Source organism: Neobacillus sp. CF12, from assembly GCF_030348765.1.
Taxonomy (GTDB): domain Bacteria; phylum Bacillota; class Bacilli; order Bacillales; family Cytobacillaceae; genus Neobacillus.
In genome coordinates, this window is sequence record NZ_JAUCEU010000007.1 from 636,394 (window position 1) to 651,286 (window position 14,893).

At 41.2% G+C, this 14,893-nt stretch carries 11 protein-coding genes and 1 pseudogene; all 12 read right to left on the bottom strand.

The window, feature by feature from the left end; genetic code table 11:
- Positions 1-9: 9 nt before the first annotated feature.
- Positions 10-990: an NADPH:quinone oxidoreductase family protein gene (locus QUG14_RS03300; protein WP_289344060.1), complete on the bottom strand. Its 981-nt coding sequence runs from the start codon at positions 988-990 to the stop codon at positions 10-12.
- A gap of 81 nt (positions 991-1,071) precedes the next feature.
- Positions 1,072-2,397: pseudogene (locus QUG14_RS03305) on the bottom strand (acetyl-CoA carboxylase biotin carboxylase subunit); the annotation flags it as partial.
- A gap of 43 nt (positions 2,398-2,440) precedes the next feature.
- Positions 2,441-3,223: an enoyl-CoA hydratase gene (locus tag QUG14_RS03310; protein ID WP_289339126.1), complete on the bottom strand. Its 783-nt coding sequence runs from the start codon at positions 3,221-3,223 to the stop codon at positions 2,441-2,443.
- Positions 3,223-4,107, bottom strand: a complete 885-nt coding sequence (locus tag QUG14_RS03315) for a 3-hydroxyacyl-CoA dehydrogenase family protein (RefSeq protein ID WP_289339127.1) — start codon at positions 4,105-4,107, stop codon at positions 3,223-3,225. The genes QUG14_RS03310 and QUG14_RS03315 overlap by 1 nt, the downstream gene beginning before the upstream one ends.
- A 75-nt stretch (positions 4,108-4,182) precedes the next feature.
- Positions 4,183-5,358: a thiolase family protein gene (locus QUG14_RS03320; protein ID WP_289339128.1), complete on the bottom strand. Its 1,176-nt coding sequence runs from the start codon at positions 5,356-5,358 to the stop codon at positions 4,183-4,185.
- A gap of 50 nt (positions 5,359-5,408) precedes the next feature.
- Positions 5,409-6,971 (bottom strand): acyl-CoA carboxylase subunit beta, encoded by a 1,563-nt coding sequence (locus QUG14_RS03325; RefSeq protein ID WP_289339129.1) that lies wholly within the window; start codon positions 6,969-6,971, stop codon positions 5,409-5,411.
- Between the two features lies 1 nt (position 6,972).
- Positions 6,973-8,643 (bottom strand): AMP-binding protein, encoded by a 1,671-nt coding sequence (locus QUG14_RS03330; protein ID WP_289339130.1) that lies wholly within the window; start codon positions 8,641-8,643, stop codon positions 6,973-6,975.
- 57 nt (positions 8,644-8,700) lie between these two features.
- Positions 8,701-10,440: an AMP-binding protein gene (locus tag QUG14_RS03335; protein WP_289339131.1), complete on the bottom strand. Its 1,740-nt coding sequence runs from the start codon at positions 10,438-10,440 to the stop codon at positions 8,701-8,703.
- Positions 10,441-10,460: 20 nt separating this feature from the next.
- Complete coding sequence (locus QUG14_RS03340; RefSeq protein ID WP_289339132.1) at positions 10,461-12,017, bottom strand: acyl-CoA carboxylase subunit beta; 1,557 nt, start codon at positions 12,015-12,017, stop codon at positions 10,461-10,463.
- A gap of 45 nt (positions 12,018-12,062) precedes the next feature.
- Positions 12,063-13,031 carry an ABC transporter ATP-binding protein gene (locus tag QUG14_RS03345; RefSeq protein ID WP_289339133.1) on the bottom strand — a complete coding sequence of 323 codons (969 nt, stop codon included), beginning with the start codon at positions 13,029-13,031 and terminating at the stop codon, positions 12,063-12,065.
- Positions 13,024-14,037, bottom strand: coding sequence for an ABC transporter ATP-binding protein (locus tag QUG14_RS03350; protein WP_289339134.1), 1,014 nt, complete (start codon positions 14,035-14,037; stop codon positions 13,024-13,026). Before QUG14_RS03350 ends, QUG14_RS03345 begins: the two co-directional genes overlap by 8 nt.
- Positions 14,038-14,048: 11 nt before the next feature.
- Positions 14,049-14,888, bottom strand: coding sequence for an ABC transporter permease (locus QUG14_RS03355; RefSeq protein ID WP_289339135.1), 840 nt, complete (start codon positions 14,886-14,888; stop codon positions 14,049-14,051).
- Positions 14,889-14,893: the final 5 nt, after the last annotated feature.

Genomic DNA, 14,893 nt, shown 5'->3' on the forward strand with positions numbered 1-14,893 from the left:
TAAAATACTTTATGGCAAAGCTACTAATTTTCCATAGGTTTGACGATCAGCCAGTACATCTAATGCCGAAGGAACATCCTTAAAATCAAATTCGCGGAAAATTAAAGGCTTAATCAACCCTTGCTCATAGAGACTCATTAAATCTTCGTGGATTTCAACTGCCTTTTCTGGATGTAATCTGCGGAACAGACCCCAATGAACTCCGACAATGGAATAGTTTTTGATCAAGGCATGATTCACTGGAGCATCTGGAATCCGCCCCCCAGCAAACCCAATGACTAAAAGGCGTCCGTCAAACGCGATACATTTTCTCGAACGATCAAACACATCGCCTCCAACGGGATCATAAATGACATCTGCCCCACGTCCATCTGTTTCCTTTTTCACGATGTCAACAAAATCTTCAGTCAGATAATCGATGGAAATATCTGCTCCAAGTTCTCTACATAGTTGAACCTTTTCAGGACCACCGGCGGTTGCGATAATTTTTGCTCCTCTTGCCTTACCAAGCTGAATGGCTGCCGATCCAACGCCGCCAGCTCCTGCATGGACCAGTAGAACTTCTCCTTTTTGAATGTTGGCACGGTGATATAAGGCATAGTAAGAGGTTTGATAGGTAATAAACATGGATGCTGCTTCACTTGGAGATAAAGAATCTGAGATAGCGTAGACAGATTCTTCTGGAACACTGACCCATTCAGATAGTCCGCCAGTAGGTAAAGCAGGTGTTGCAACTACACGCTGCCCTACCTTGAACCGACTTCCTTCTCCCACTTCACGGACAATTCCTGCAATCTCAGCACCTGGAGTAAAAGGAGTCGGCGGCTTTTCTTGATATTTACCTTGACATAGTAGAATGTCGAAAAAATTCAGGGAGGTGGCCTCCACTTGAATTAATAGTTTCCCCTCTTCAATGGAAGGTACAGTTAACTCTTTTAACTCTAATACCTCTCTGGGGTCACCTAATTTATTAACAATCCAGCTCTTCATCTTCGTAACTTCCTCCTCAAATAGATCACTGCTATCTTTCCAAAAATTGACCTGTGATTTAGTGGTAATACTAAATTGATTTTGTTCCAGGAAATGGGTTGTTGTTTCTCCAGACTTGAATGCTGGATGTAACGTTAGCCCCTTTAAAAATAAAATATTCGTTTTGATCCCCTCTACATGATAGGAGTCTAATGCGGACTGAAGTCGTGCAATCGCATCAACACGGGTCTCCGCTGTTACGATTAATTTCGCAATCATTGGATCGTAGTAGGGAGTAACGACCGAATTCTCTTCCACCGCCAATTCATGTCGGATATGCGGACCATTAGGGATCCTAAATTTAGTTATCTTACCAGGTGACGGGAAAAATGTTTTTGGGTCTTCAGCATAGATACGAACCTCGATTGCGTGGCCGTTTCGCTTAATATCTGTTTGGGTGATACCTAACGGTTCTCCGGAAGCGATTCTTAATTGTTTTTCTACTAAATCAATCCCAGTGATTTCCTCGGTAACAGGATGTTCCACCTGTAATCGAGTGTTCATCTCAAGAAAATAAAAATTCTTTTCAGAGTCTACTAGAAACTCAATGGTACCAGCATTACTGTAACCTAATGATTTTGCAGCCCGTACTGCAGCCTCTCCCATTTTTTTACGGGTTACTTCATCTAAAAACGGTGATGGTGCTTCCTCGAGAACTTTTTGATGACGGCGTTGTATGGAACATTCTCTTTCCCATAAGTACACTGTATTTCCGAGTTTATCGGCTAAAATTTGAATCTCGATATGACGAGGGTTTTGGATATATTTTTCGAGATACATAGCACCGTCTCCGAAAAAGCTTCTCGCACGAGTCTGGTTCCCGGCATATGACTTTCGAAGTTCTTCTGTATTATGGACGAGCTGCATTCCAATTCCTCCGCCACCTGCAGAGGCTTTTAGCATCACAGGAAAGCCCAATTCACTTGCAACAACTACGGCTTCTTCAACATCTTTAAGAGGATAACGAATACCTGGAACAATCGGTACTCCAGCCTTTTCCATTGCTTTACGAGATTCAATCTTACTGCCCATTTTCTCAATGACATTTGGATTTGGTCCAATAAAGGTAATTCCTGCTTCCTCACATCTTCTAGCAAACTGTGCATTTTCCGAAAGCAATCCGTATCCTGGATGAATGGCATCTGATTGAGTCTTTAGTGCGACCTCAATGATTTTATCGATCATAAGGTAGCTCTCATTAACCCTTGGTCCTCCGATTAAATAGGCTTCATCTGCCATTTTTACATGCAGGGCTTTGGCATCTGCCTCCGAATAAACGGCTACCGATTGAATATTTAAAGTTTTACAAGTACGCATAACACGAAGGGCAATCTCTCCCCGATTAGCAATAAGGATTTTTTTAAACATGGTTCCCCTCCTTTAGCTGCTTTTTAAATGGCCTGTTATATTATTATTTATGAGCAAAAACGGGTTTTCTTTTTTCAATAAACGCGGAAACACCTTCTTTGACATCCTCTGTTAAAAATACTTCTTCAAACAATTCAGCTTCTCTTTCGATTCCAGCCAAAAATTCCATGTTTGTTCCTTCATCTACCGCTTTCTTAATGCGGGATAATGCTTGAAGGGAATATCCGCTGATTTGTTTAGCTAAACCCAATGCCTCACTCATTCCTTGTCCTGTTCCAACAACTTTATTTACTAATCCGATTTTTTCAGCTTCTTGAGCAGTAATTGGGTTACCAACAAACATAAGCTCCTTTGCTTTTGCTTCACCTATGATTCTAGGTAGGCGCTGGGTACCTCCGCCTCCCGGAAAGATCCCTAATTTTATTTCCGGTAATCCTAGCTGAGCATGTTCCTCAGCGATTCGGATATCGCAGGTAATGGCAAGTTCACATCCTCCACCGAAGGTAAGTCCATTTAATACAGCAATTGTTGGCTTTGGAAGAAAATCAATTTGGTTAAAGACAGCGTGCTGCTCCAATACTCGGTCCTTCATCCCTTTTTGTCCAAAAGATTGTGGGAATTCTTTTATATCAGCACCTGCCATGAATGCACGGCTTCCAGCACCAGTTAAGATCACCACAACAATATCGTTATCATTAGCAATATCATCAAAGGCAGATTTTAACTCATTCGTTACCTGATTGCTTAAAACATTTAAAGGCGGATTGTCAATTGTTACTGTTGCAATATGATCCTTTTTATCCACTTTCACCAATTGAGATTTCATTATGCCTTCACTCCTTTTTCTTCATATTCATACCAACCCTTACCAGTCTTTCTTCCAAGGGTCCCAGCATTCACTTTTTCTTCTAAACTTACTGGCGGTTTATCTTCACTATTTCCTGATTCTTTGTATTTTTCTTCAAGTGCATAAAAACCGACATCAATGCCAGATAAATCCATTAGTTCAAATGGGCCTAAGGGATGATTTAGTGACTTTCGGACAATAATGTCAATGTCTTTATAATCACAAATTCCTTCCTCATATAGCTTTAGCGCCTCTTTGTTTAGGGCGAAAAGCAGTCGATTGGCTACAAATCCCCATGTTTCCTTCCGTAGCAATACACCTGTCCGCTTAATTCTGTCACAAACTGCCAATGTGACATCAGCGGTTTCTTGAGAAGTTGTATCACTCATCACCACTTCCACACAATCCATGACTAAAGCAGGGAAGAAGAAATGCATATTGCAAACTTTTTCTGGTCTAGAAGTGACATCCGCAATTTTTGAACTTGCAATGGTAGAGCTATTAGATGCCAATATAGCGTGTGGTGGAGCCAATCGATCAACATCAGCGAAAAGATTTCGCTTAACATCCAGCTTTTCAACTACAGCTTCTATTACAAAATCTGAATTTCCTACAGCCTCTTCTAAACTAGTAGTATAAGATAAACGTGCGAATGCATCGTCCAAGGATTCCTTACTAATCTTCCCTTTTTGTATCCATTTTCCCATTTGAAATTCAAGATTTTCCTTCGCCTTTTCCAAAGCCTTTTCATGAATATCGTAAATGGTTGTCGATAAGCCGCCTAATGCGGATAACATAGCGATTTGGTGACCCATGGAACCTGCTCCTAATACCGCAATATGATTTACATCATGAATATCCATCTATTACACTCCCTCGTTATATACTAAATAGTCAGTATGTTACTGTTGTTCAAAAATCATGAAGGAAACCTTATCTTATCCTTCTCGTTCAATCAGTGTAGCAATACCTTGGCCGCCGCCAATACAGGCCGTAATAATTGCAGTATGTTTATTCGTTCTTTGTAATTCATAGATTGCTTTCGTTAGTAAAATAGCACCGGTTGCCCCAAGTGGGTGTCCGTGTGCAATGGCACCGCCATTAACATTTAGTTTTTCTTCGTTAATTTCTAGCTCTCGATTGCAGGCAATAACCTGCGAAGCAAACGCTTCGTTCAGTTCCACTAAATCAATATCATTTATCGTTAAACCTGTCCGCTTTAGTAACTTTCTCACTGCTGGTACTGGACCAATTCCCATAATGTTTGGATCCACACCACTTACGGCATAATCACGAATGACAGCCAGGGGCTTTAATCCTAATTCAGATGCTTTTTCGCGAGACATTACAACTAATGCGCTCGCTGCATCATTAAGCCCGGAACTACTTCCAGCTGTAACTGTACCACCTTCTAAAAAAGCTGGTGCTAGTTTTGCTAAACCTTCAAGAGTCGTATTCGGACGTGGATGCTCATCGATTGAAAATGTGATTGGCTCCCCTTTTCTCACTGGAATCTCAATTGGTACAATTTGTTCTTTATAGAAATCCTGATCCATGGCTGCTGCCATTCTTTGTTGACTTCTAAATGCATACACATCCTGTTCTTCTCGAGAAATGTTATACTTCTTAACCAGGTTTTCAGCCGTAATTCCCATTGGCGGATCCCCAATTTCCTTTGGTGAAAGTTGTGCTGACCGAAATCTTGGAGGTACTGAGCTATAAGCTTTTGTTGGACGATCCATTAAATAGGGAGCGCGGCTCATACTTTCGGTTCCGCCAGCGACGTAAATGTCTCCTGCACCCGATTTGATGGCTTGGGCAGCTAAGTTCACTGCATTAATGCCTGAACCGCACTGACGATCAATGGTTAATCCAGGGATTTCAAGAGATAATCCTGTCTGTAAAGCTGTTAATCTAGCAATATTTCCGCCGCCACTTAACACATTTCCAAAAACAACATCGTCAATTTGATTCGCTTTTACGCGCGCTCTTCTTAACGCTTCCTTCATAACTACTGCGCCAAATTCGTGGGCATTCAGGCTGGCTAATGCACCACCCTGCCTGCCTATTGAAGTCCTTACTGCTGAAACAATCACTGCATCTCTATTGGACATTTGTTTTTCCTCCCATTAACTACTTCTATTTTTATTAGTAATTCCCTCTTTTAAATACCTGTCGGCCAGTTTGCCAATCTTCTTTCACTCATTGATCCATTTTTCACGACCGCATACTCTAACGTTTTACAAAGAAACTTTCGAGTATCCCTTGGATCAATAACATCGTCGATAAGGTGCTTTGCTGCCGCTTTATACGGGGAACTATCGAAAGTCCACTTTTCGAGAAGCTCTTGTCGCACTTCTTTTGCATTTTCCATACCTTGTAACTGCCTGCCATATACAACATTGATTCCCACTTCTGGTCCCGTGAAATTAATCTCCGCGGTTGGCCATGCAACAACAAAATCCGCACCCATTGTGGGTCCACACATATTTCCATAGGCAGCACCCACACTTTTTCGAATAATAACCGATATTTTCGGGACAGTTGAATGAGCGAGCGCTTGGTTCCAAACCATGATTTTGGTTGGTATTTTTTGTTTTTCAGCTTCATTACTTATTCGGAATCCAGGTGTATCATGTAAAAAAATTAGTGGAATATTAAAGGAATCACATAAACAAATAAAGTCAGTTGCTTTTTCGCATTCCTGTACGCCAGATGCTCCCGCGTATTTCATTGGCTGATTGGCAATAATTCCAACTGTCCTGCCGTTCATTCGGGCAAAAACAGTTAGGAGTGCAGGACCATATAACTCCTTATACTCAAAGAAATGGCGATCATCGACGATTTCGCTTATCATTTTCTTCATATCATAAGCTCTATTTGTTTTGTTTGGTAAAATATCCAACACTCGGTCCACTTTGCGGTATGGATCATCATTTGTTTCCTTATATGGAGATTCCTTTGTTGCGTTTAAAGGCATATAGCTGAAGAACTCTTTCATCTGTGTTATACATTCTTCCTCAGTATTTCCAAATGCATCCGCCTGCCCTGTCTGATAACCATGTACTTTCCAACCACCAAGTTCTTCTGTGGATACTTGCTGTCCGGTAGCCATTTCAATCATTCTCGGACCAGCAACGGCCATGCAGGTTCCTTTAAGCTGGGTAACAAAATCAGAAGAAACGGCCATCCATGTTGGGCCTCCAAAGCTATCACCTAGAATACTAGTGATAGAAGGAACCTGTCTGCTGTGTGTCAGCATTTCTTTTGGAAAAAGTTTATCGCTGATTCCGTCAGATCCCATACCATCCGGCATTCTAAGCCCTCCGCCTTCATGGAGATAAAACATGGGTAAACCACGTTTTAACGCATACTCATGGATGGTTTTCGCTTTTCGCATATGAACACCACCTTCTGTCCCAGCAAACACGGTTTTATCACCTGCTTGCACCACAATCGGCCTGCCATCTACTTTGGCAATTCCGACAATTAGGCCATCACCGGCACTTTTGTTCTCTAAACCGGGTATGTCAGAATGATTGAGCATTCCAAATTCCATAAAAGAATCAGAATCAACCAGTAGGTCAATCCTTTCCCTCGCTGTATAAAAGCCTGCTTCATGTTGTCGCTGAATTTTCTCTATACCGCCATTTAGCAAGGCACGCTTTTTCCTATTAATTAAATCGTCTACTGATGCTTTTACGATATCCTTTACTTGATCGGTCACTTCAAACTTCCTTTCTTTCTGGTTCTTTTAGTAGTCTTCGTAACACTTTACCTGAACTTGTTGCAGGCAGATTAAGTAAAAATTCTACATATTTTGGAGTTTTATAGGCGGCCATTTTCTCTTTAGCCCACACAATGATTTCTTGCTCTGAAATCTTTCCAACATAATCTGGCTTTAATACAATAAAGGCTTTTACACTTTCCCCTCTTTTTTCATCCGGTACACCAATTACTGCACTTTGGAGAATTCCAGGATGTTCATTTAGCATGGCTTCTACATCCTCAGGGAAAACACTATAGCCCGAACTTTTTATCATTTCTTTAATACGCCCATGGAAAAATAAATATCCATCCTCATCAACACTTCCAATATCACCCGTATAGACCCAGCCATCTCTTAGTGTTTCAGCAGTTGCCTCAGGTCTATTTAAATATCCTTTAAAGACCCCCGGATTCTTGATGACGATTTCCCCCTTTTCACCAGGCCCAGCCAGTTTACCAGTTTCTGTATTGATTATTTTGAGGTTAGTATCAAAAGTAGGAATTCCACAGCTTCCCCATTTAATTTGGTCTTTCGGCATAAAGGTATCACATGTATGCGTTTCACTTAATCCATAAGAGGCTTCGTGCATAATGCAGCCTCGCGTAACATTCTTCCACTCATACGCTAATTGTTCCGTAACAGGCACTCCAAAACTAGTAGATGCATTCGCTTTTAGAGAAGTTAAATTCCGTTTTTCAACTCCCGGTGTATTCAATATAGCAACATTCATTGGTGCGATACTATACCAAGCACTAATCCTATATTTTTCAATGGCATCAATGGTTGTCATTGGGTCAAACCGTGTTAATAATATGCATTCACACCCAGAATAAACAGGGATATTCACTCCCATAACCATCCCTGCGATATGGCATAATGGGGCAACCGTTAGAAATCGTTCACTAGATTCATATTGATTACCATGAATGGTGGCTGCTGTTTTAAAAAGTGCACTGCCATAAGGCAACATTGCAGCTTTCGGTCTTCCAGTAGTTCCTGATGTAAAAACCATTAACCCGATGTCATTCCAGAGGTCTATTTCAACATGCTTGGAATAGGGTTCATGTTCTCTTAAGATTTCAATGAAATCATATGAGCCTTTAAGTTGTTGCTTTTCAAGTGTTAATTCTTGGGGTAATAACAATGTTGGTTCGTCTGGCAGATAATCAGAATAATTAGTAGTAATGACAAATTCGATGGACTTAGTTTTTGAGCGAATGACTTCAATACGAGGATACAGTTCTTGACCCGCAACAATTGCCTTTATCTTTACCTCATTTATCAAATATTCCAATTCAGATTCTTTGTACATTGGGTTTAAAGGGACGACAATACCGCCAAGCCGCTGAATCCCGTAGTGAGCAATGATATACTGAGGGCAATTCTGCATAAATAATGCAATACAATCCCCTTTTTTTACACCTTGATCAGCTAGGAATTGAGCAAATTTATCAACGGATTCGTCAACATCTTTCCATAATAATTCCTTTCCATAGAAAGAATAGGCTAGATGATTTGGTGTATGGTTTGCATTTTGTTTTACATACTCATGCAGCGGTCTTAACCCAAGTCGATAAGTTAATGTTTTCGATACTTTATCAGGCCAGCTTTTTTGCAATAGTTCTTTCATTCCACTTTTACCTCCATGGCCAATCTCATTCTTATCTATCAAAATAAATGTTTCTATTCACAGAAGGAGTTCATTCGAATGTTGTATTTTCAACTGCGACATTAGTTCCGTTCTTAACTTATATTTTTCAATTTTATTAGTAGGGGTCCTGGGCAATTCATAGACGAAACGAATATATTTGGGCCACATGAACTTAGGGAGCTTATTCTTTGCCCAGTCCTTCAATTCAGTTTCGTTCAATGAGGATCCAGTTTTCCTTACTGCATAGATGGCAACATCATCTTCATCCCCAACCTCTGCAGGGACTGGAAAAGCGGCAGTAAGTTCAATTTCTGGATGGCCGTTGATAATATCCTCCAATTGATAGGATGAAATTTTTTCACCGTTGCAGCGAATGACTCCACCCAGCCGGTCAACAAAATAATAGTTTCCATCTTCACCTAGATATCCAGCATCACCAGTATGAAACCAAAGGTTTTTAAAGGATTTTACAGTAGATTCAGGTTTATTTAAATATTCAGATAGAATAAGATGTGGTAAACGTGGTCGTAATGCCAGATGACCTACTTGCCCAACAGGAACTTCTAAATCATTATCATCAAGGATACTGATTTCAAAATAATCGGGTGGAGTTCCCATAAATCCTTTTTTCAAATCCTGGTTCCCGTTTATGACTGGGATCTTGTTAACCTTACATTGATCAATGATTTCCTTTCTTGAATGACCTTTATATAGGGATACCGGTGTTCCCTCACCCTCTTCTGTCTCAAGGATAATACTAATCAAAGGATTGCCTGATTCCGTTTGCCCAAATCCAGCTGTGACGATATCAAAGCCAAATCTCTTGGCAATTTCGTTATGATATTTAGGAAGTGGCTGCATATGCACTTTATTTAACGTATTCTTTCGATCATTTTCGTTAGGTGCGGCGTTCATTAACCATGGAATCATAACATCGAGCAACGTAACCATTGTTGCTCTGCTTTTTTCAATCCTATTCCAAAATTGATTGGGGCTGAATTTATCCCACAGAGCAACCGTACACCCTTCATAAGCACCTTTTGCAATATTAAAAAAGGCTCCACCCACATGATAAAGGGGAAGATCATTGTATATAACATCATCAGAGGACATCATTTGCCTACTGCCAACGGTATATCCATTGATCCATCGGTGTGATTGAACGACACCTTTTGCTGGGCCAGTAGTACCAGACGTATAAATGATATTGGCAGTATCCCAATAATTTATCTCTACATCCAGATTACATGTTTCCCCACGCAGCAATCGTTCGAGGGAAATTTCATTGTAATTTGCATGTAAGGAAATATTAGTTAGTTCCACAATAAAGTCATGTTCACCTTCCATCGGATTATGGACAATGGTGGTAATCCCTTCGATTTCTGATGCGATTTCATTTAAGATTGGAACCATCATTCGCTCTGTAATGAGCATTTTTGGTTGTGAATCTTTCAGTTGATAGCTCAAAAGCTTGCCTCGATAGTTATAATTGATGGGACTAAATACGGCTCCACATTTCCAAATTCCAAACATGACCATGGTTGAAATAAGTGGATTCTTTAAAAAAACAGATATTCGGTCCCCTTTATGGATTCCTCTAGATATCAAAGAATGCCCAATACTATTTGTTAATTGATGAAATTTTTGATACGAAATTCGTCTTTCATCTTCACCATAATAAAGAAATGTTTTTTCTCCCGCAGTTTCTGCCCAGTACTGCAGGCTTTTCGTAACGACTTCTTCCGGAAAAGCTCCTTCCATTAATGGATTCATCATACTTCCCCTCCTTTTTAATATTAAGGTCTCATCCCGTGACTTGAAGGGCCAAGCATTTGTGGAAGAAGTGCGTATGCATCCTTAACCCATTCACATAAAAGCGGCCGGGTATCTCTAGGATCGATAATTTCTTCCACGCCGAACGCTTCAGCAGTCCTGATCGGTGACCTTACCGATTCCATCCGATCCAGTAATTGCTTTAATAACTCCTGTGGATTGTCACTTGCCTCTAGTTCCCGTCGATAAGCAACCTGTACTCCGCCCTCTACAGGTAGTGAACCCCAATCTCCAGAAGGCCACGCATATCGCAGATTCAAACCGTGTCCATTGGTCATACCAGCTCCTCCAACTCCAAAAGCACGGCGCATAATAATCTCAATCATTGGAACTTTCGATTGATAAATAGCCGCAATGGCGCGAACTCCTTTTCGGATGGTTCCCTTCAACTCATTTGGGAGTCCAATTACCATACCAGGCTGGTCGACTAAATTAACAATTGGTAAATGGAAGGTTTGACAAAGATCCACAAATCTCTCAATTTTTTCTGAACTCTCTGCTGTTAGACCTCCGCCATTAACATACGGGTCGGAAGCTAATACCCCAACTGGATGTCCGTTAAGCCGGGCAAAACATGTAAGAGTACCCCCGCCATAATACCGGCCCATCTCAAAGATCGAGTCTGTATCGAAAATCAAGGGCAGGATTTCTCGAATTTTATAAGGGGATCTTCTGTTTCTAGGAATGACTGAAATTAAGCGCTCTTCCCTGCGATTTGGATTGTCTTCGTTTTTTTCTACAGGCGGAAGCAGCCACACACTTGAAGGCAGATAAGATAAGAATCTACGAGTCTGTGCAAATGCATCTTCTTCTGAACTAGCAATATTATCGATCGCTCCACTTGAACGATGTACTTGAATTCCACCTAGTTCTTCTTTCGTCAAATCCTGACCCATACCATATTTCACAACCGGAGGACCTGCAACAAATAGTTGCGAAGTTTCCTCAATCATGACGGAAAAGTGTGAAGCTACAACTCTTCCAGCTCCAAGCCCGGCTACAGATCCCAAACACAAAGCCACAACAGGAACTCGTTCCATATTCGCTACAACCAAATCCCAACCTGGATTTACGGGCATATATGTATGGCCTTCGGTGTCTAGAAATTTAACACTTCCACCGCCGCCAGTACCATCAACAAGCCGGATTAGCGGTAACTGCAAATCATGTGCCATACTTTCAGCATAGATTTGTTTTCCCATAATTGCTCCATCTGCAGCGCCGCCTCGAACAGTAAAGTCGTCCCCGCCAACTACAACCTTTCGCCCATTAATTCGTCCTGTGCCTAATAAAAAGTTAGCTGGGGTAAATTCTATTAGTTCTCCATTTTCATCGTACTTCGTTTTGCCTGCAATGGCACCAGTTTCATGAAAGGTGTTGTCATCTAGCAAACTGGCAATTCTTTCTCTGACTGTTAGTTTTCCTCTGGATTTATGCCGTGCAACCCGTTCTTCACCGCCCATTTGTTTTGCTAATTCTTCTCGGTGGCGAATTTCTTTAATTTCTGCTTCCCAAGTCATTTCATTCCCTCCCTTTGTATTAGTCATTTAGTCATCATTTCTTTATTATCCTGGATAAAAGCAGGCCACCCATCTGCCTTCCGATACTTGCTCAAGTGGAGGATCTATTCTTTTACAACGCTCATCAGCAAGTCGGCAGCGAGTATGGAATCTGCAGCCAGCCGGTGGGTTGGCAGGACTTGGAATATCCCCGCTAAGGATGATGCGTTCTCTATCACGGATGGATGGATCGGGTTCTGGTACTGCTGATATTAGTGCTTCTGTATAAGGATGAAGTGGCTGCTCGAACAACTGATCTGTTTCCGAAACTTCCACAACCTTACCTAAATACATCACGACGATCCGATCACTAATGTGCTTTACAGCCTGTAATCCATGTGCAATAAAGATATAAGATAAACCCATATCTTCCTGGATATCCTTTAATAGGTTTAATATCTGGGCTTGAATGGAAACATCTAATGCTGAAACTGGTTCATCGCAGACGATTAGTTTTGGATTTAAAGCTAAAGCCCGAGCAATACCAATTCTTTGACGTTGACCTCCGGAGAATTCTTCCGGATAACGGGCGCCATGTGATGGAGTAAGTCCTACTTTTTCAAGTAGTTCATCCACCCTTTTTTTCCTTTCACTTTTGGTACCGATTTTATGAAGGACTAAGGGTTCAGCAATAATGTTGGTAACGGTCATCCTTGGATTGAGGGAGGAATAGGGGTCTTGAAATACCATTTGAATATTTTTACCTACTTCTCTCCGCTTCCTCCCTTTGGATAACAGAGTGTTTCCTTCGAATATCACTTCGCCAGTTGACGGTTCAAGTAAACCTACAACCATTCTTCCGAGTGTCGATTTTCCGCAACCGGATTCACCAACAAGACCAACGGTTTCACCCTGTTGGACATCAAGGCTAATTCCATCAACCGCCTTCAGCCATTTGTCTTTCTTACCAAACAAACCGCTCCCAATTGGATAATATTTTTTCACGTTCTTAATAGAAATCAATGGTTCAGGCATGAACGGTCACCTCTTCTGCTTGTTGCTCAACTATATTCCAACATGCTGCCTGGCTCTGGTTACCAGTCTTAGTGAGTTTCGGAGTATGATGAAGACACTTTTCAGTTCCACTGGTGCAGCGAGAATAAAAATTACAACCCTTCGGAAGTTCAAGAGGATTGGGCACCGAACCGGGAATCGTATGGAGATATTTTTCCGAGGCACCTCTCAATTTAGGTACGCTTGCCAATAATCCTTTTGTATAAGGATGCTGTGGATTTTGGAATAGAGAATGAACATTTCCCTCCTCAACGATTTCCCCACAGTACATGACAAGAACTCTATCCGCCATCTCTGCGACTACCCCTAAATCATGGGTGATCATCAAGATTGAAATATTAGTCTCTTTTTGAAGCTGCCGCATGACGTTTAAAATCTGTGCTTGAATCGTTACATCAAGTGCTGTCGTTGGTTCGTCTGCAATAAGTACCGATGGATTGCATGCCAGGGCGATAGCAATCATGATTCTCTGCCGCATACCTCCAGACAGTTGATGTGGATAGTCGCGTAGTCTACTTTCTGGATCTGGAATCCCGACTTTGGATAATAAATGGATGACAGTTTCTTTTGCTGTTTTATAACTGACTCCCTGATGAATTTGAATCGATTCGGCAATTTGTTTACCAATAGGATGAAGAGGATTGAGAGAAGACATCGGATCTTGGAAAATCATCGAGATTTCGTTTCCTCGGATATTTTTCAACTGCCTTTTCTTCATTTTCAGTAAGTTATCACCTTTATAACGAATCACACTATCCTTACCATATTTGATAGATGGAGCATTCAAACCCATTATTGACAGGGCCGTAACACTTTTTCCGCTCCCCGATTCTCCCACTAAAGCAACGATTTCCCCTTTTCCAATGGTAAAAGAAATATTGTTAACTGGAGTTATGGCTCCCTTTGATGTTGGGATATACGAATAAAGATTTTTTACTTCTAAAACCGGTTCAAAAGTTTTTCTCAATTCTATCCCTCCTAAGATCTTTTTATTTTAGGATCAATCGCCACGCGAAGCCCGTCACCAAAGAAGTTTCCCGCTAAAACCGAAATCAGTATGGCTGCACCAGGGAATACCATCATTAATGGATTCACAAAAATCATACTGTATGCTTGTTGAAGCATGCCGCCCCAACTTACTTGTGGAGACTGAGCCCCCATGCCGAGAAAGCTTAAAGAAGCTTCCACGATAATTGCCAAACTGAAGCTAAAGGATGCTTGAACAATGATAGGTGATAAGATATTAGGGTGTATATGTTTTAACATAATCCACATTGGTCCTGCACCTGAAATTTTAGCTGCTTCCACATAAGGCTCACGTCTTACCTGAAGCGTTTGTCCCCTTGCTAATCGGGCAAATTGAGGGGTAAAAATAATTCCAATTGCAATCATGGCATTCCACAAACTAACGCCTAATGCTCCCGTAATTCCTAAAGCAAGAAGAATAGCAGGAAAGGATAATATGGCATCTACAATCCTCATAAAGATGTCATCAACAACACCGCCAAGATAACCGGAAATTATCCCCAACGGTACCCCAACAACAAGGGGAATAAAAATCGCAACCAGGCCTGCTTGGATAGCGGCCTGTGCTCCCATGAGTACACGAGTAAAAATATCCCTTCCCAATTCGTCAGTTCCAAACCAATGAGTTCCATTTGGCGCCAACATGATTTTCGTTAAATCCTGTGTCTCAGGATCAAACGGGACAATAAAACGAGCAAAAAGGGCTAGAAACACTAAAATGATCAGATAAATTAAACTAACAAATGCGAGTCTTTCTTTAACTAATCGGTGGAATATCAAACGGAATTGCATCCATT

What these genes read in the sequence shown, in the direction of transcription:
- QUG14_RS03300 (WP_289344060.1), bottom strand. Translation starts at nt 990, where the DNA reads ATGAAGAGCTGGATTGTTAATAAATTAGGTGACCCCAGAGAGGTATTA.
- QUG14_RS03310 (WP_289339126.1), bottom strand. Translation starts at nt 3,223, where the DNA reads ATGAAATCTCAATTGGTGAAAGTGGATAAAAAGGATCATATTGCAACA.
- QUG14_RS03315 (WP_289339127.1), bottom strand. Translation starts at nt 4,107, where the DNA reads ATGGATATTCATGATGTAAATCATATTGCGGTATTAGGAGCAGGTTCC.
- QUG14_RS03320 (WP_289339128.1), bottom strand. Translation starts at nt 5,358, where the DNA reads ATGTCCAATAGAGATGCAGTGATTGTTTCAGCAGTAAGGACTTCAATA.
- QUG14_RS03330 (WP_289339130.1), bottom strand. Translation starts at nt 8,643, where the DNA reads ATGAAAGAACTATTGCAAAAAAGCTGGCCTGATAAAGTATCGAAAACA.
- QUG14_RS03335 (WP_289339131.1), bottom strand. Translation starts at nt 10,440, where the DNA reads ATGATGAATCCATTAATGGAAGGAGCTTTTCCGGAAGAAGTCGTTACG.
- QUG14_RS03340 (WP_289339132.1), bottom strand. Translation starts at nt 12,017, where the DNA reads ATGACTTGGGAAGCAGAAATTAAAGAAATTCGCCACCGAGAAGAATTA.
- QUG14_RS03345 (WP_289339133.1), bottom strand. Translation starts at nt 13,031, where the DNA reads ATGCCTGAACCATTGATTTCTATTAAGAACGTGAAAAAATATTATCCA.
- QUG14_RS03355 (WP_289339135.1), bottom strand. Translation starts at nt 14,888, where the DNA reads ATGCAATTCCGTTTGATATTCCACCGATTAGTTAAAGAAAGACTCGCA.